Here is a 14,983-nt window from a genome sequence, read left to right as displayed (position 1 = left end):
CGAGCAGGGAGGTGTCCCGTGTCCGAGGGGCTGGGCGCGCGCGGCGAGCAGCTGGCGGCCGCGCACCTCGCGGCGCGGGGGTACCGCGTGCTGGAGCGCAACTGGCGTGCACGGCCGTCCCGGGACGGTCTGCGGGGAGAGGCCGACCTCGTCGCGGAGCACGAGGGATGGGTGGTCGTCGTGGAGGTGAAGACCCGGTCGAGCCTGCGTTACGGGCATCCGCTGGAGTCCATTACGCGGCAGAAGATCGTCCGTCTGCACCGTCTGGCGGCCGCCTGGGCACGGGCTCACGACCGCGACCCCCGGATGGTCAGGGTCGATGCCGTTGCAATTACTTTCGCACACGGCGGGGTGCCGGAGATCGAGGTCCTGCGGCAGATCCAATGAGACGCGACGCGCCCGCGGCCCGCGTGACATGCCTCGTGGGACGTGCCAATGTTGAACCGTCGATGACCGGGAGAACGACGGAGGTGTGCTGTGGTCGCTGCGGGACCGCTCGCCGCTCCACGACGCGCCGCGGCTCTCGCGGCAGCCGTCGCGCTGACCGCCACGGGGTGCGGCGTGCTGAAGGCCTCGGAGCCGGAGGCGATCGCGCAGCCGGGCACCGTGACCACCGCGCCCAGCGGACTCAGTCCGGGTCCCTACGCCCTCACCACCGAGGAGGGCGCGGTCATCACCTTCGACCTGCCCACCGTGCCGGCCCCCGACGACGAGGTCGAACAGCTGCGGCGGGACCTGAACGTGGAACCGGTGACCTACGTCGAGCTGCACATCGACAACACCGAGGGCACCCGCACCGTGCAGATCGACGATCTCAAGGTGATCAGTCACGAGGGCGGCCAGTTCCCGTTCGACCCGGCCGTCGAGGTCCTGTCCGACTGGGACCCGAACCGCTCCGGGGAGGGCGGCTTCTGGGCGGCCGACGGCTCGCCCCTCGACCCGGAGGAGGGCGCCCGGCTGGACGCCCGCACCCACGAGCTGATCGCCCAGTACACCGGTGCCGTCCCTGCCGGCGCCTCGGGCCGCGAGCTCATGATCGGCGACTTCAAGAGCCTGCCGCGGACCTTCGACGACATCGAGCTGTCCCCGTACCCGAACGACCGGGCCCTGGATCCCGCCCCCGTGGGGCACGGTCCGGAGCAGCGCCAGTTCCGGGCCGGAGTGCCGAGCCCGGAGCCGCGGGAGAGGATCGAGGCGGTACCGGCGCCGGAGCCCGCCGCGCCGGAACCCGCCCGGCCCGCCGCGCAGCCCCCGCGGGCGCAGCCTCCGCGGGCGCCGGCGCCCGCCGAGCCCGCGCCGGCCCCCGACGCCGAGCCCGTGTACGTACCGGACTGCACGGACCCGTCCCAGCCGTCCGGCTCCGCGCAGCAGGCGGCCTGGTCCGCGTCCTGCGCCCCGGTCGCCGAGCCGACGGCCGGTCCGGCACCGCCGCCCACGCAGCAGCCCACCGTCGAGCCGACGCCCTCGGCGTCCCCTGCGCCGCCGGTGCCGCAGCAACCAGGGGACTCGATTCCTCCGGCCGGGAACAACGACGCCGGTGCGGACCCCACCCCCGCCCCGACCGAGGGCGGCGCCACCGTCGGCGCGTCGGCCTCGCCCTCGCCGAGCCCCACCGGACGCCGGAACTGGCCTCCGGGCCCAGCGCCCACTCCCACGCCTTCGGCCTCGACGGCTGCTCCGACGGTTGCTCCGTCGGCCACTCCGTCGGCGACCGCCACGGCGGAACCCTCGCTCCCCAGCGGGACCGAACAGGCCTGATCCGGCGGTCTTCTCCACCGCCGGGCGTGCGGGGCCGCCGTCCGGTCGCGGGGCTGCCCACCATGAGGACCAGGAGGTTCTCATGCACCGTCGTCTTCCCCGTTCCCGTCCCCGTCCGTCTCCGGGCTCCGGGCCCGGTCCTCGGTTCCCGGCCGCGCTCCCCGCGGGGGTGCGGTGATGGGCTTCGCGCGCACGTGGGCGGTGGCCCTGGTCGGCCTCGACGGGTCGATGGTGGAGGTCGAGGCGGACATCGGCCAGACCCTCCCGGCGTTCTCCATCGTGGGTCTGCCGGACGCGGCGCTCAACGAGGCCAGGGAGCGGCTGCGGGCGGCGGCGCGCAACAGCGGGATGCCGCTGAGCCCGCGCAAGCTCACCGTGAACCTGACCCCGGCGACGCTGCCCAAGCGCGGATCCCTCTTCGACCTCGCCATCGTGATGAGCGCCCTGCAGGCCGCCGGCGACGTGCCCGAGACCGGGCGGACCGTCTTCCTGGCCGAGCTGGGCCTGGACGGGGCGCTGCGGCCGGTGCGCGGCATCCTGCCGGCGGTCATGGCGGCGGTGCGCGCCGGGCACGAGAGGATCGTCGTCTCGGCGGCCAACGCCTCGGAGGCGGGGCTGGTCCCCGGCGCACGGGTGGAGGGGTTCGCCTGCCTCGCCGAGGCTCTCGCCGCCGCGGGGGCCGATCCCGCGCGGCTGCGCCGTCCGGCACCCGCGGGCTCCGCACCGGGCGGGGCCCGCGGCGGGGTCGTGCCGGACGGGGGAGTGCCGGCCCCCGCGCCGCACGCCGCGCCGGACCTCGCCGACGTCGCCGGGCAGGCCGACGGCCGCCTGGCCCTGGAGATCGCCGCCGCGGGAGGGCACCACCTGCTCATGGTCGGCCCGCCCGGAGCCGGAAAGACGATGCTCGCCGAGCGGCTCCCCGGCCTGCTGCCGGACCTCGAGGACGACGCGGCGATGGAGGTCACGGCCATCCACTCGCTCAACGGGGCCGCAGGGCGGTGCACCGCCCTGATCCGGCGCCCCCCGTTCGAGGCGCCGCACCACACGGCCTCGACAGCCGCCCTGTTCGGGGGCGGGGCAGGGATCCCCCGGCCCGGCGCCGCCTCGCGGGCGCACCGCGGCGTCCTGTTCCTCGACGATTCGTCAATTGCATTAACATCCTACGTCCGCAGGTAAAAAGGCGCTTATAAAACGCGTGAGTCAACCGGTGATTATCGTTTGATTATCTGGGTAGCGATGGAGTTTAAGGCGGATTCGTTTTCGACCAGCAAAGGAACACCGCTAGAAGCGGTTGAGTCTTGCATATATTGGTCGAAATCAAAGTCGGTCATTATCTATGTTCTTATTTTAGCATTTAACGTAGAATAAAGACAAAACATAAAAACCCCGAATTGCGGTCGGGGCTGAGCTCTACTATAAAGCAAAGCCTCCTATTCGGAAAGGAGGTGCATGAAAGAAATCAATTTAAGCAAGGGCGTGGTCTCCATTGTTGACAACAGAGACTCAGATCTAATTCAACACCGATGGCACTACAACAACGGATACGCGGGTAGGCATGGGGCTGAGCGCTACATCTACATGCACGTTGCGATTCTAGAAAGGATACTCAATCGCCCTCTAATCAGAGGTGAGGTAGTCGACCATTTAAATGGTGTCCGGCATGATAATCGAAGGTGCAACCTCCGCGTCGCTAGACAGTCGCAGAACACTTACAACCGAAGCATGTCAGACAATAACACCTCAGGATATAAGGGCGTATCAAAGGCCAAGACCGCACTCGCATATACCGCAAGAATCGGCTTTAGAGGAGAAAAGGTTTATATCGGGTACTATGCTGACCCACTGGAAGCAGCGTGGATGTACGACCAATGGGCTCTTGAATTGCACGGCGAGTTTGCCCAAACGAACCTCATTTATAAATGATCTTTACTTTTTCATTTCTGTATGAGTAAATACCAGCAAGTAATTGCAACCCGTGATTACCCAAACAAAGGATGTGAGTAAATTGGCGTACGTTTCCAAGCGCGTCAGCGACCTGTCCGGTGTCGAAGCCGACGACAAGGAGTTCCTGGAGATCATCGTCCGCAAGGCCCCCGGGCTGGAGGAGCCGGTCAAGCTGGACGTTCTGCCCGGCGAGATCAAGAACCTCAAGAGCGCCGGTGAACTGGTGGTCCTCGAAGTCAAGAGCAACGGGGACGCCGAGCAGGTCATCGTGACGGTGGAGGAGTGGCGCAAGCTGTCGCCCGACATCGACAAGATCGTCGCCAACGCAGACGGGGTCCGCGGTCGCCGCAAGGGCTTCCGCCCGTCTGTCTGACAAGGAGGTGATCCACATCCACTCCGTGTGGCCCTAGATTGAGTCTTGAACTCTCTGGGGCCACACGGGCAACTCAACATAGAAAAACACCCGCCTGATGATGGCGGGTTTTGTATTAGAACGGGCTCTTGTCGACGTCCTTCAAGAAGCCGCTGACATACTCGATTGCTTCAGCTGCGCCATGAGCCACTACAGAGTCAATGCTGGGGGAGTGGAGGCCGTTGAGCGCCGCAATCCACTCGCGCTGCTGCGGTGAGACGGTGCCACCCTTTAAGCGCTTCAGCTCCACGAACAGCGCCCGACCCAGGTTGTCTTTGGCTTGGTTGGGCGCCACCAGGATCAAGATGTCCGGCAGGCCGGCTCGCAGTCCGGTCCGACGGTTCTTGGTCTTCTGGCTCCAGCTGTTTGTGTAAGTCGAGTTAGGGATGGCCGTGAAGCGTAGACCTTGGAGTTCAAGCCACTCAACAAGAGCGATCTGTTCTTCGGCTTCGGTGGGGATGGGTTGCTGGACTTTCATACGCCTGTACCACGCACCGGGAGGTGTGCGCAGTACAGGAGTCACGACGTCGGGTTAGGTCAGCTCCAGTGGGAACCTAGTACTGCGGAGCTGAACCAGGGTTTTGAACCGCCAGCCTCAACCTATAGGCGGTGTCGTGCGTCCTGTAGTACCGACGAGAACGTAATCGGGAAACTAACTCGTCGGTCCACCATGCCGCACAAGGCTCGTGCTTACCACTCCACCTCAGGAGTGAGCGCGAAACTGATCTTGTGTAGCAAGGTGGATCAAGCTCATAGAGTAGTGGTTGCCTACTGGAACAGTAACGGACGTGCTCAAAGCTATATTTGGAGATAAAGCATCGAGATGAGCAACGGGCAACGCGGGTAGTTATGGCCGAGCCAAGACTATTATCGCTATGAGCTTTCGGGCTAGAGCCTTGGCTTCGATGGTCGCTTTACGCTTCTTTGCGGCGAGGCTGCGATTGATCGGAGCTAGGTACTGTCGCCCTGTGTATTCGTAACTAATTTTCATAGTGTCGGGTCCTTTGACCTGCTTTAATTATGACTATTCTCTGACTAAAAGGCAATGGTCAAATTGTCTAAGACTGTGGAGAACCCGGCCCGTCTTCGCCAAACTTATCTATCCACTCTTGGGGCACAGTATTAGTAGCGTCTAGATCATCAAGATTCTGCACTCTGTACGCAACCCGGAACAGCTCACTGACCGCCCTCATGGCCATGTGACGCTCACACTCGTTGAGGATGGCACGGTAGGTCAGCTCCTTGTACTGGGGGTGGGTGACACCGATGATGTGGCTGTCTACCAACACGACGTTGTAAATGGCCAGCTCCCCGATGTGCTGATGGACGCTGGTGTTTTCTGTGGTCGCTTCAATCTCGTGGCCGTAGAAGTCCACGCGGTAGAACACCTCGCCGTCGGGCCTTGGTTCGTGCTCACTCACCACCGTCCTCGTGGATCTCTGGCCAGAGGTCCGACCCATGACCGAAGATGTCAGCTTGTCCTATGCCGGTGGGGTTCATGACTCTTCTCTCCCGGCCTTGAGGATCTTGTCCGCCGTGGTGAACACGCGCCTGATGGACTCCTCCGGTGGCGTCTCTCCTTGTAGCCAGCCTTGTATGTATGCCCGGCTCTCAGCTGAGTCGAAGTGCCGCTCCTCTTCGTCGATTTCGTTCATGACCAGGTAGGCGCTGCCCTCGGCTTCGAACTCGAACAGTCCGCGGTGCATCAAGTACTCGGCCATTTTTTCCTGGACGGTGTGGCCGGCAACGATGTGGCCCATCTCGTGAACCATCGTCTTCACCGGGTAGGCAGCGACTGGGTTGATCGCCAGCTCATGGCCGGAGCTGTAACCCTGGGTATTGCCGTCGACCAGCCCGTAGGCCACCTCACGGATGGCCAGGGCGCCTAAGGCACGCTCTGGGCTCCACAGCTTCGGCTCGTACTCCGGTAGGGGATCGCCCTCAGTCTCGGATGCAGTAAAGAGGCAGTTGACCATCTTGAAGCCGGTCAGCCGTACCTCTTCCTCGCCATTGTCGTTCTCAACCTTGCGGGAGATCGGACGGAGGATAGCCTTGGCCTTGCTGCCCTTCTGGACCTGACGGTTCATTGCCTTCCAGCGGTCGTACGTGTTTACAGGCTCGCGAACGCCTTGCTGGTAGAGCAGCAGCTGATTGAGGAACGAGTAGTTGTAGAAGCGGTTGTAGGTGTTGCCGAGGTTGCCTGGCATGTCCAGGGCTTCTTCGAGTAGCTGTTCCCAGTCGAGTCTGGCTGGTTGCTGTTCTTTCCTCTCTGGTGATTTGCGGTATTGCTTGCGTTCCATTTACATGTTGCCCTCCAGCCACTCCACGGGAACGCAATCGGGCACTTCAGCGTTGCGCAGTATGCGCTGGCGGTAGCTCACTTCAGCAGAGAGGCGGTCGAGGATCATCCCGACGGTCTTGGTGGCGTCGGCATCGAGTCTGTAGGCCTCGTACTCCCTCAGCCAGTAGCGTCCCTTGGCCTCCAGCTCCTCAGTTGGGGTGGTGGAGTAGTTGAGCGAGTTGATCAGCTCGGCGGCCATGGACGGTTGCTGGGCTGGCTGTGGTTCGTGCTCACTCATACGCCAGGCCTGTTCCTGTATGCGTCAACTGTGGCCTCATCCACTTCAGTCAGCCTTGGATTGACATCACAGCCGACAGCTTCGGCTCGTCGAACCATCTCTTCAAAGTCGTAGTTCTCGCGCCAGAAGTATTTGTCTAGGTTCGGCGTTGGTTGAACTAAGACGTGGTCATACATGGCCAGCCGGCCAAGGTAGGTGTAGACGCTGGTGTTTCTTGGCGTCATTGGGAATCGCTCACCTTGGAAGGTGAAGTGGGCGAATGGGTACTCTCCATTTGGTAGCTGCTCTGACATCAGCGAGACTTCCTGCTTAGGCTAATCTCGCCAGCTATCTGACTTAGCACGGCAGCAACAATAAACGCCGAGGCGGGTATGAATGAGCCAATAGCAAACATTGCTGCACTAGCTAGAAAAAGTATTATTGCTACAAAAAGGTAGTTCATGGTTTTGGTTCTCGTTTATGGTTAATTACTCCCAGCCCAAGCGCCGCGTCGGCTGTATAGCACTAATGGTTTTTAGTTGGTCCGACGGAGCGTTTGAGCCGCGAGGCTGTGGAAAAGTGCTTCAAGCCGTGTGACTTTTTGAGCGCTTGCGCAAAAAGGCGCTTGATGTTCTGGCTTAGCAAAACACGGTTGTTGCGCCATGTCTCACTGTGTGTGTCAATGTGCAAAAAATGCAGCTTGATGGTCTTGTAGTACTTGGCCCCTGTTGCAGGCCCCATTTAGACGTCGGAAAATGCCGATTGTAGGATGTGCGGTGTTTACGCGATCCGAACATTTTGCTTTACTCAGGGCATATGTACGACGAGGACGAACAAATAGTCGAGCTGGCTTCACAGGTGCCGCGGAAGCCAGCCTGGATGATCAAGGAGGAGCTGGGCTCTACTCGGTCTGTTCGTCGCATCCAAGAGATCATCAATGAGCGTCTTGGGCGTCGTCCTACTCGTGAGGCGATCAAGCGACGTGATGTCGTCCGTGATCGCGTGGTGGCTCACATGGAGGCTGCTGGGTTGTCTAGGTACTACTGCTACTCGTGTCAGCGCCGATTTCTTGAGCCGCTGTTCATCCACGAGCTTGTGAGTAACGACAGCCTGGACTCCCTGGTCTTCATCTGTCGTCACTGCGCAGGTCCATCAGCCCGTTAGGCCGCTGTCTTCCTCTTGCCGTGGGTCGACTTCTTGAAGGCTTCGTAGGCCTCCATGATGTCGTCCATGTGGACCTTGTTAATACCGTCATCCTGGTTCTTGAACCAGACGATGGGGAAGGGACTCGACGCCGTCAGCTTGAGGCCGTGCTCTATGGAGTACCACTGCATAGCCTTGAGCAACTTGGCGGACAGGTCACCCTTGGCAGTTCGGTAGCCGGTCATGCTGACGCTTCCAGTCGTTTGCGACGGCGGCTAATCCGGCCACCTTTGGCACCGGCTCGGCGTGCTCGCTCTCGTCCAGTCATTCCGTCCTCACCGATGATGTCTGAGGCGAACCCTCCTGTGCGTCCGTAACGGCCACCGATGCTGCCTATGTGCCGGTAGAAGTCTGATCCATGCTTGGTCTTATTGGTTTCTGCAGCCTTTTTGCCGCCCGCTGCAGTACCCGGCATCTACCCGTGCCTCCGTACGCCGAACCATCGACGTACTGGCTGAAGGACTCGCTCAATCCGCATAAGGGACTGGTCCATGTTGTCGAGGCGACGGGCGATGTGAAGTTCTGGCTTTAGAAGCTCGACCTTGTGGTGATGGACTGCTTCATCTCTAGCGAGGGTGGTGGTCACGTCGGCGATCTGGTCGAGATGCTTTTGAAGGCGTTCCTCCATGGCTATTAAGTCAGCTCTAGTAACGACGTGCTCCAACTCTATGTCGTCTACGCTTACTGCCTTTGGGGCCGGAAGAGCTCCTGCACGTTTGACTTCGACCCGCTTGGCGTAGGACCGCTTGGATGACACAGGAATGTGGAGGGGAGCCTTTGATTGCTTCGACTGTCGAGCAGCAGTCATCTTCGCCACCTTGGCGGCCTTGCGACGCTGATATTCCTTCCAAGTCTTCGCCTGGCGGATGGCCCGGACGGTCGACTCTTTGATTCCGTTGACCTGAGCAACACCGAGGGTTGGGTTGCCTGCTTTCAGCTGACTCGTCACTGTGTTGAACAGTTGCTCGGTTACTGGTTTGGTGCCTTTAGCTGGCATGGTTGTGATTCTCCTGAGGTGTGGTCACCTCCTTAGTTGTTGGTTGGTTGTCTAAGCCCCGTCGTCAAGCATGTTGAGCTTGTCGATGATGGCGGAAGCGTCCTGAGACGACCTGACCTGGTTCAGTGTGGCGTCGATCCAAGCGTTATCCTTGCCTTTCTTTCGGGCCAGGTTGGCTAGATATGAGCGTTGCTTCTCTGTGGCCTGACGGTTAGGGGAAGCGGCTGGCACGTTGCCAATGATGTTTTGAGTGCTTTTAGGATGCCCGCGTAGTGGTGAGTCGGGGTCCATATGATCTTCCTCAGCAACAACGCCTAGGACAGCCATAACGCCGTAGCGGCGGGCATAGGTGGTGGCTGCTCCCTGTGACTGTGAGTCGTCTTTGCCCATCATCAGAGGCGCGATGTCCTCGATGTACTGGCCACTTTCGTGCAACAGGATGGTGCGGATGGCGCTATCGCCATGGATGTTCGTTAGGAACTGACTGATTGCCAACTTGTGGGTAGCCAGCAACGGCTGGACTGCCTTCATCACTGATGGCAGGTCAGCGTACTTCTTCTTGAAGAACGGATTGTCGGCGCTCTTGTCGACTGGTTTCAAGTCAGCCTGTAGAGCCACTAGAGCCGGAGCAAGCTTGTCGAGCGGTTTTACTGCATCGTCCATACCACCCCCTTCACAAGCGCTAGACGGATGTCGAGCTTAGGCTTGGTTGTTTTGGCGGTCATCGAACTGTGCCGCTGTGGCACGTATGGCCGATTCTTCTCGTTCTCTTTCTGACGCCTGTTCAGCTCGCGTATGCTTAGGTTGTTTTTTCGCATGGATTGTCTCCCTTAGTTCTTGTTCTTTTAGCTCCAGGTACCTCTTGCGAAGTGCTGGGAAGGTCTCTAGTACGCCTCGTTTCACCACTGCGGCTTGAGACACCTTCATCTGGTATGTGGTTGATTCCTTGCCTGCGAACCAGATGAGGGCTTGAATGAACGGCAAGTCGAAGTCAAAAGTCTTGTTCTTGAGCCGTTTACCCTTTCGCTTCACTGGTACCGGATAGGGGCTGCGTTTCATAAATCTTTGATCCTATATTAGTTACTCCCGATTATCGTTTACGTTCCCTAGCTAGTTGCTTGCCCCTATTCATATTGGGCTGCTTTCGCTATGTCGTTAGTATGCGCTTATGGTGCATAATAAGCAATAGGTTTGTGAGTGAATAGTGTTGTGCTTTTTGCATGGCCCAGCGGGTCAAACTTCTGCTGTGTGCGCGGACGTGGGCCTAACATGGGCGTCGACACACACTTATAAGCGCCGTGGCTAGGGAAAACACAGACCTAGGCGTGCGTACTGTTCACTTGTACACTAAGCGCATGAGGATGACTGCTCGTGATTTCGATATAATCAAGGCTGTAGCCCGCTTCGGGCAGCTATCGAGTGGTCAAATCCAAGCTATGTTTTTCCACAACAACGCTAGTAAGACTCCACTAGATCGAACCCTTACCCGCCTAGCCTCGTCTAAATACTTGGCTGTACTAGAGCGCCGCCCCATCGGTGGCCGTGGCGCTGGCTCTGGTCAGTACGTCTACCAACTGGGGTCGGCCGGCTGGGAGGTGTGCCGGGTTCAAGGCAAGTACACACCGTACCGGGTAATCAAACCCCACATGCTCATGATTGGTGACGTCTTTGTTCAGCTGCAGGAACTGACGCGGGTTACAGATCTAGCCCTCACCGGCTACGCAACAGAGCCGGACACTCACCGACGTGTCAACGGCTACGAGGTACGCCCGGACTTGTTCGTCGAGCTAGAGAGCCAAGAGCCACGAGCGCGGCTGTCTGTCTGGATTGAGGTTGACCTAGGCACGGAACGCCAGCGCCAACTCCGGGATAAGCTTCAGCGCTTTTACAAGGCCTGGATTGGCTCAGAAGACAGCAATGGGGCTGCGTTCCCTATGGTCGTCTTTGTCGTGCCAGACGAGCTTAGACGCCGCGAGATTGAAAGTCTGATCGAGGATGACGAGGACTACCCCGACGGGCTGTTCAATGTCTGGCTATTGGAAGACGTGGCGACCTCTGTTAGTGGTGTGTTTTCTACTACTTAATTGCTGGCTAAAGTATTGCCTTTTCACCCCCGTTAGCCCATAATAAATAGTGTCATAAAAGCTAAATGGAGATAAAGCATGACACGTAAACACTACAATAAGTTGGCGGAGGTGATCCGCGAACAATACCAACAGGGAGCAATTCAAGAGTGCGCCATCGACCGACTGGGCGACGTCCTTTATGAAGACAATCCACGATTCGACTGGGGCCGCTTTGCCGAAGCCTGTGGGTTAGGGGAGGCCAAGCGATGAGCTGCGACCATTCAAACTATGACGAATACTTCGAGCTGTGCAGTGATTGCAAGATGACCCGACAGCAGATCATTGCAGAGAAAGCCGAACGGCTCATAGAGTCCGTCACGCTGCCCCGACTTATTGAACACCGAGATCTGTGGGCTGGTGCGCCGGATAGCGACACGAAAGACTTCCAACTTGCTATCGCTGACTATGCGATCCAGAACTACCATGGAAGTCGTTGACCCACGTACCGGCGAACAGTTCTGGCTAAACCGCACCAAACGCTATACAAGGCGCTACAAGCGAAAAGACGACCGAGAACCTATCTACTGGCTCACGATCGTCATACAGGCTGTGACAATAGGTCTACTGATTTAGACAAAGAGCAACCCCGGATTACTCCGGGGTTTTTCCATGCGAGGGCTTTCTGCGTGGTATTGCATAGGCCTTCTTGAATTGTATGTTGTATTGCACGCGGTGTAAATTCTTTCTTCGCTCTGCCAGTGTCGGCGGGAAGTACTCGCAGTGGTGGTCCTGGATCGTGAAGCGCTTGTTTATTAGGTCGGTTAGGTTTGTTTTGGTTTCTTGATGCCCGTTCATGGTTGGCATTATGAGTGGGTGGCTATCTTTTTGCAAGCTTATTTTTGGGCACTCTAAAAACTCCCTTCTTGAATCCGTAAGCTACGGGGGGAGTTGATACTAAAGCATTCCCTGAGTGGGGTGCTGTTGGACGTTCACATCAGGGTTAGCTTGATTAGTAACTCCCCGTTGTTCCAGTAGAGCGTGATTGGTTATAGTCTCGTTCGACTGGTATTGAAGGTATGTGAGAGGGAGTGAACTTTCCACCTGCTTCTGCTGCCCCCTTCTACGTAGGGCGGGTGTGCGGCATGTAGACCTGCTGTTCACAGCGCTTCGCCTGACTATGGCTCCCTCACAGCTACCTTCAACGGTTTCATACAGCTACTGCGGTAGCAAGGCAGGGATTTGCCGGGCACTGGTCGGTCAACCAAGAGTAATCCTAGGTTCTCGTTTTACGACCGTTTGCTAACCCGTTCTAGTCACCCTGCATGACTCTGCCCTTGTATCGACTTCAGAGTCTTACCGATAATTAAGCGTCTACCTATTCCGCCACTTACTACCGCAGCAGCTGTATGAACTGTGAACTGATTGTGAAAGTGCGCGGATTGTTTGACTTTGATCCATCAGTACAAAGCAAGCTTTACGATAGCCTAAAACGTTTAGCTGTCTTAAAGGCTGTTTTTGAGTTGCGCCTAAAGCCGACAGTCTGGGACTCCCCACAACTATTGCATAAAAGTTTCGGTTCGTTCATAATGAAGTTATACGAAGATCCGAGCCCATCTCAACGAGGTGGGTTTTACTTTTATCCCCCTATTCAGACTTACGAAGATCCGAATAGTTGTTCTTATCATAAACAATACGGCATGCAATATCAATAGCTTATTAGCGGTTTGGTGGTGTCCGGGTTTCACAACCAGTGAGGGCCATCATGTGTTGCTGTTTATAGATTTCCCCATTTTTGATCTAACTCCGCTTTTACGATAGGTTCAATGATGTTGTCGACTGCGATTATAAACATGATTGTTGAGCCAAGCACGGCGAAGCCAACTGCAGCAAAGGTAAGTACGAAGAAAAGCAAGTTCTTGGCTATTGAAGATTTTTTACCTACATGTGCCACTTTTGCTGCAAGCATTGTGAATGGCAGACTCAAAAGAACCATTGCGGCACCGAGCACGGTGGTCCAGGTCTTATCTGTCTCTCCGCTTAGCCTAGTGCTGGCGATCGAGATAACCGTTATGCCCATAACTGCTATGATCCCTGCACTTATAACGTTCGAAGCGACTTGCTTCCAGAACACGTCATCCGCTAGCCACTTTGACGGGCTAACGATTGAGTGTGTCGAAATGGGCGCTATTTCACTGCTTGAGGAGCTGTCCCGATCCCATGGCGCTTTTTGGTGCTGGCTATTCATAACTTCGTAGCTCCTTAGCGATCATGCCGACAATCCTATCGTTTTCCTGGAACCGGGGCGTATGGCTCAGATTTCGTAGACTCCACCAACCCCTCGCTTCTCCTGTTTTTCTCGAATGCGTCGGACCTTTGCGTTATTGAGGGCTCTGCGTAATACTCCTTCAAATTTTTGTACTAATTCCATGTACCAGTACGTCACTGCGCCCAGAATAACGAATGGCAAGGTCAGAATAATAAGAGCCAACGCGTTTCCGACAACTTGATAGAAAGGCGTCACATCGTAATTTGCAAGTAATTCATTAATTGCGTTGACTACAATAGGCACGGACAGTGCGTAGGCTATGAACGACATGATCGCGGCGGCCATAGCGTTGGCGCGTTGTTTTTTTCTTTCAATTGTTTCACGCTTGCGGCTTGTCCTTGAATACTGCCTTGCTGCTAGTTCAGTTATTGGCCCGTGCGAGATGTAGGCAAGTAGTTGAGTCCTTGATTTGTGGTTTTCGGGAAGCTTTTCAAGTATGGACACCGCTTTGTCCGCTTGGTCGAGTAGCTGGTGATCGCTACGCCTGGCCGTGAAGCTGGTCGTGAGGCCGACGATTCGTTCCAGGAGGAAGGTTGCGATGATAATGAGTAGTAATACCACCAGCCACGGCGGTGATCCTGGCAGAGCTTTGAGTAGAGCATCAAGTGACATGGCGACCTTCCCGTGGAGTACATGCAAGCCTATCCATCTAGGCTGACTTCATGGACGTACCGAGCCTCATCATCGGCGTGGCCGCACTCATCGCTGCTCTAGTAGCTGCCTACTACACGTATCGCTCGTTCCAGCTACAGCGTGTCTCTTCAAGCCCCGCTGGTCTGCAGTTCCTGGTGGCGCCTTTGAACCGTGAGAGGCCCATAGACTGGCCCGCCACTCACGTTGCCCTCGGTGTCTACGCAAGGGGTCCAGGCGTCAGGTACAACACCAGCCTGGCCGTGTGGGGGGACGTAGACGCTCGGAACTTCTCAGACAGCCGCACCAGCTGGTCTGCCGACGATGAGCCGCTTAGCTGCGAGGTTGCTCTTGAGGGGCATGAGCTTAACCAGCCTGTCTACTTCGGTGTCGTGTGGGAGAGTCCGTCGTTCTGGCATCGTGGCTTCCTCGGGCACGGGTACCGCATCCAGCTCACATGGGACAGTGACGGTAAGACGGTGAAGGCTAAGCACTTCGAAATCTGGATGGGGACACCCGGCAAGACAGAGGAGGGGCAGTGGAGATTGATGCCCAGCAGTACAGAGGGTCGCGACCATACAACTGAGTCGACTGCTAGTGCGAAGCGGCACAGCGCCACTCTTAATGACCAGCTGAAGCGAACCACTGAAGGACGTAAGTGGAAAGGGCTTCCGCTTTTTTAACAACACATTGTTGTGTTTGTCTATTGCTTTTATTTTCAAATAGGCGCATAGTGAAGGCAGTCGATAAGGCAATAATCAACTCACCCTTTCCCCACGTCATCGAGTGAACCAACCCGCGGTACTAGGTTGGATGGTGTGCGGGAAGAGCTAGTTGATAGCTTAGTAAACGTAAACGGGAACAACTAAATATGGACAAACTAGAACAACTAAAGGAGCAACACCCACTTCGCTATAACGCGTTAGCTGGCATACTGATTTTCATTGTCGGAGTCATGATCGGCGCAGCCGGCCAAAGCACACCAGGTCCGCAAGTAGCCGGTGAACCGACTGAGCGAGTGGTGACTAAGACAGTCACCAAGGAGGTCACTCCGCAGGCCTGCCACGACGTGCTAGCACTGGATGACGA

19 protein-coding genes and 2 pseudogenes are annotated in these 14,983 nt (G+C 57.5%); 10 read left to right on the top strand and 11 right to left on the bottom strand.

Annotation, left to right across the window (positions count from 1 at the left end):
• The first annotated feature begins 18 nt into the window (after nucleotides 1-18).
• The 6 genes and pseudogenes from Q0817_RS05565 to Q0817_RS05545 all read left to right on the top strand — a co-directional run bounded on the left by Q0817_RS05565 (nucleotide 19) and on the right by Q0817_RS05545 (nucleotide 4,075).
• Nucleotides 19-387 carry a YraN family protein gene (locus Q0817_RS05565; RefSeq protein ID WP_298585165.1) on the top strand — a complete coding sequence of 123 codons (369 nt, stop codon included), beginning with the start codon at nucleotides 19-21 and terminating at the stop codon, nucleotides 385-387.
• 90 nt (nucleotides 388-477) lie between these two features.
• Nucleotides 478-1,758: a hypothetical protein gene (locus Q0817_RS05560; RefSeq protein ID WP_298585164.1), complete on the top strand. Its 1,281-nt coding sequence runs from the start codon at nucleotides 478-480 to the stop codon at nucleotides 1,756-1,758.
• 177 nt (nucleotides 1,759-1,935) lie between these two features.
• Nucleotides 1,936-2,901: pseudogene (locus Q0817_RS05555) on the top strand (ATP-binding protein); the annotation flags it as partial.
• 306 nt (nucleotides 2,902-3,207) lie between these two features.
• A pseudogene (locus Q0817_RS20060) lies at nucleotides 3,208-3,456 on the top strand (hypothetical protein); the annotation flags it as partial.
• 24 nt (nucleotides 3,457-3,480) lie between these two features.
• A complete protein-coding gene (locus tag Q0817_RS05550; RefSeq protein WP_298585163.1) occupies nucleotides 3,481-3,681 on the top strand; it encodes a hypothetical protein in 201 nt (66 codons plus the stop codon).
• Between the two features lie 82 nt (nucleotides 3,682-3,763).
• Entirely contained in the window at nucleotides 3,764-4,075 is a 312-nt protein-coding gene (locus tag Q0817_RS05545; RefSeq protein WP_298585162.1) for a hypothetical protein, read from the top strand.
• 115 nt (nucleotides 4,076-4,190) lie between these two features.
• On the opposite strand, the gene Q0817_RS05540 is transcribed toward Q0817_RS05545, so the two are convergent.
• The 9 genes from Q0817_RS05540 to Q0817_RS05500 form a co-directional block, all read right to left on the bottom strand.
• Nucleotides 4,191-4,592: a VRR-NUC domain-containing protein gene (locus tag Q0817_RS05540; protein WP_298585161.1), complete on the bottom strand. Its 402-nt coding sequence runs from the start codon at nucleotides 4,590-4,592 to the stop codon at nucleotides 4,191-4,193.
• A gap of 580 nt (nucleotides 4,593-5,172) precedes the next feature.
• On the bottom strand, nucleotides 5,173-5,535 hold the full coding sequence (locus Q0817_RS05535) for a hypothetical protein (RefSeq protein ID WP_298585160.1): 363 nt from the start codon (nucleotides 5,533-5,535) through the stop codon (nucleotides 5,173-5,175).
• A gap of 75 nt (nucleotides 5,536-5,610) precedes the next feature.
• A complete protein-coding gene (locus Q0817_RS05530) occupies nucleotides 5,611-6,414 on the bottom strand; it encodes an ArdC-like ssDNA-binding domain-containing protein (protein WP_298585159.1) in 804 nt (267 codons plus the stop codon).
• Nucleotides 6,415-6,654: a hypothetical protein gene (locus Q0817_RS05525; RefSeq protein ID WP_298585158.1), complete on the bottom strand. Its 240-nt coding sequence runs from the start codon at nucleotides 6,652-6,654 to the stop codon at nucleotides 6,415-6,417.
• A gap of 35 nt (nucleotides 6,655-6,689) precedes the next feature.
• Complete coding sequence (locus Q0817_RS05520) at nucleotides 6,690-6,986, bottom strand: hypothetical protein (RefSeq protein ID WP_298585157.1); 297 nt, start codon at nucleotides 6,984-6,986, stop codon at nucleotides 6,690-6,692.
• Nucleotides 6,987-7,832: 846 nt separating this feature from the next.
• Nucleotides 7,833-8,060, bottom strand: a complete 228-nt coding sequence (locus tag Q0817_RS05515) for a hypothetical protein (protein WP_298585156.1) — start codon at nucleotides 8,058-8,060, stop codon at nucleotides 7,833-7,835.
• A gap of 230 nt (nucleotides 8,061-8,290) precedes the next feature.
• Nucleotides 8,291-8,872 carry a hypothetical protein gene (locus Q0817_RS05510; protein WP_298585155.1) on the bottom strand — a complete coding sequence of 194 codons (582 nt, stop codon included), beginning with the start codon at nucleotides 8,870-8,872 and terminating at the stop codon, nucleotides 8,291-8,293.
• A gap of 51 nt (nucleotides 8,873-8,923) precedes the next feature.
• Nucleotides 8,924-9,535: an ERF family protein gene (locus tag Q0817_RS05505; RefSeq protein ID WP_298585154.1), complete on the bottom strand. Its 612-nt coding sequence runs from the start codon at nucleotides 9,533-9,535 to the stop codon at nucleotides 8,924-8,926.
• Nucleotides 9,536-9,571: 36 nt separating this feature from the next.
• On the bottom strand, nucleotides 9,572-9,931 hold the full coding sequence (locus tag Q0817_RS05500) for a hypothetical protein (RefSeq protein ID WP_298585153.1): 360 nt from the start codon (nucleotides 9,929-9,931) through the stop codon (nucleotides 9,572-9,574).
• A gap of 296 nt (nucleotides 9,932-10,227) precedes the next feature.
• On the opposite strand from Q0817_RS05500, the gene Q0817_RS05495 reads away from it, so the two are divergent.
• From Q0817_RS05495 to Q0817_RS05485, 3 genes are all read left to right on the top strand, one after another.
• Nucleotides 10,228-10,956: a replication-relaxation family protein gene (locus Q0817_RS05495; protein ID WP_298585152.1), complete on the top strand. Its 729-nt coding sequence runs from the start codon at nucleotides 10,228-10,230 to the stop codon at nucleotides 10,954-10,956.
• Between the two features lie 78 nt (nucleotides 10,957-11,034).
• On the top strand, nucleotides 11,035-11,208 hold the full coding sequence (locus Q0817_RS05490; protein ID WP_298585151.1) for a hypothetical protein: 174 nt from the start codon (nucleotides 11,035-11,037) through the stop codon (nucleotides 11,206-11,208).
• A complete protein-coding gene (locus tag Q0817_RS05485; protein WP_298585150.1) occupies nucleotides 11,205-11,435 on the top strand; it encodes a hypothetical protein in 231 nt (76 codons plus the stop codon). The genes Q0817_RS05490 and Q0817_RS05485 overlap by 4 nt, the downstream gene beginning before the upstream one ends.
• Nucleotides 11,436-12,712: 1,277 nt before the next feature.
• On the opposite strand, the gene Q0817_RS05480 is transcribed toward Q0817_RS05485, so the two are convergent.
• A complete protein-coding gene (locus Q0817_RS05480) occupies nucleotides 12,713-13,183 on the bottom strand; it encodes a hypothetical protein (RefSeq protein ID WP_298585149.1) in 471 nt (156 codons plus the stop codon).
• A 66-nt stretch (nucleotides 13,184-13,249) separates the two neighbouring features.
• Nucleotides 13,250-13,876: a hypothetical protein gene (locus tag Q0817_RS05475; RefSeq protein ID WP_298585148.1), complete on the bottom strand. Its 627-nt coding sequence runs from the start codon at nucleotides 13,874-13,876 to the stop codon at nucleotides 13,250-13,252.
• Between the two features lie 50 nt (nucleotides 13,877-13,926).
• Here Q0817_RS05475 and Q0817_RS05470 point away from each other — a divergent pair, with 50 nt between their 5' ends.
• The gene (locus tag Q0817_RS05470) at nucleotides 13,927-14,577 is read left to right on the top strand and encodes a hypothetical protein (protein WP_298585147.1); all 651 of its coding nucleotides are present in this window, start codon (nucleotides 13,927-13,929) and stop codon (nucleotides 14,575-14,577) included.
• Nucleotides 14,578-14,983 lie beyond the last annotated feature (406 nt).

It is taken from the genome of uncultured Kocuria sp. (genome assembly GCF_947500125.1).
Taxonomy (GTDB): Bacteria; Actinomycetota; Actinomycetes; order Actinomycetales; family Micrococcaceae; genus Kocuria.
Note: the sequence above shows the minus strand (reverse complement) of the source record. Positions and strands in the feature narration are given on the sequence as shown.

Bases quoted from the DNA above. Each gene is read 5' to 3' on its own strand.
- Q0817_RS05550 (WP_298585163.1), top strand. From the start codon at position 3,481: ATGTCAGACAATAACACCTCAGGATATAAGGGCGTATCAAAGGCCAAG.
- Q0817_RS05540 (WP_298585161.1), bottom strand. From the start codon at position 4,592: ATGAAAGTCCAGCAACCCATCCCCACCGAAGCCGAAGAACAGATCGCT.
- Q0817_RS05530 (WP_298585159.1), bottom strand. From the start codon at position 6,414: ATGGAACGCAAGCAATACCGCAAATCACCAGAGAGGAAAGAACAGCAA.
- Q0817_RS05525 (WP_298585158.1), bottom strand. From the start codon at position 6,654: ATGGCCGCCGAGCTGATCAACTCGCTCAACTACTCCACCACCCCAACT.
- Q0817_RS05520 (WP_298585157.1), bottom strand. From the start codon at position 6,986: ATGTCAGAGCAGCTACCAAATGGAGAGTACCCATTCGCCCACTTCACC.
- Q0817_RS05515 (WP_298585156.1), bottom strand. From the start codon at position 8,060: ATGACCGGCTACCGAACTGCCAAGGGTGACCTGTCCGCCAAGTTGCTC.
- Q0817_RS05510 (WP_298585155.1), bottom strand. From the start codon at position 8,872: ATGCCAGCTAAAGGCACCAAACCAGTAACCGAGCAACTGTTCAACACA.
- Q0817_RS05505 (WP_298585154.1), bottom strand. From the start codon at position 9,535: ATGGACGATGCAGTAAAACCGCTCGACAAGCTTGCTCCGGCTCTAGTG.
- Q0817_RS05500 (WP_298585153.1), bottom strand. From the start codon at position 9,931: ATGAAACGCAGCCCCTATCCGGTACCAGTGAAGCGAAAGGGTAAACGG.
- Q0817_RS05495 (WP_298585152.1), top strand. From the start codon at position 10,228: ATGAGGATGACTGCTCGTGATTTCGATATAATCAAGGCTGTAGCCCGC.
- Q0817_RS05490 (WP_298585151.1), top strand. From the start codon at position 11,035: ATGACACGTAAACACTACAATAAGTTGGCGGAGGTGATCCGCGAACAA.
- Q0817_RS05485 (WP_298585150.1), top strand. From the start codon at position 11,205: ATGAGCTGCGACCATTCAAACTATGACGAATACTTCGAGCTGTGCAGT.
- Q0817_RS05480 (WP_298585149.1), bottom strand. From the start codon at position 13,183: ATGAATAGCCAGCACCAAAAAGCGCCATGGGATCGGGACAGCTCCTCA.
- Q0817_RS05475 (WP_298585148.1), bottom strand. From the start codon at position 13,876: ATGTCACTTGATGCTCTACTCAAAGCTCTGCCAGGATCACCGCCGTGG.
- Q0817_RS05470 (WP_298585147.1), top strand. From the start codon at position 13,927: ATGGACGTACCGAGCCTCATCATCGGCGTGGCCGCACTCATCGCTGCT.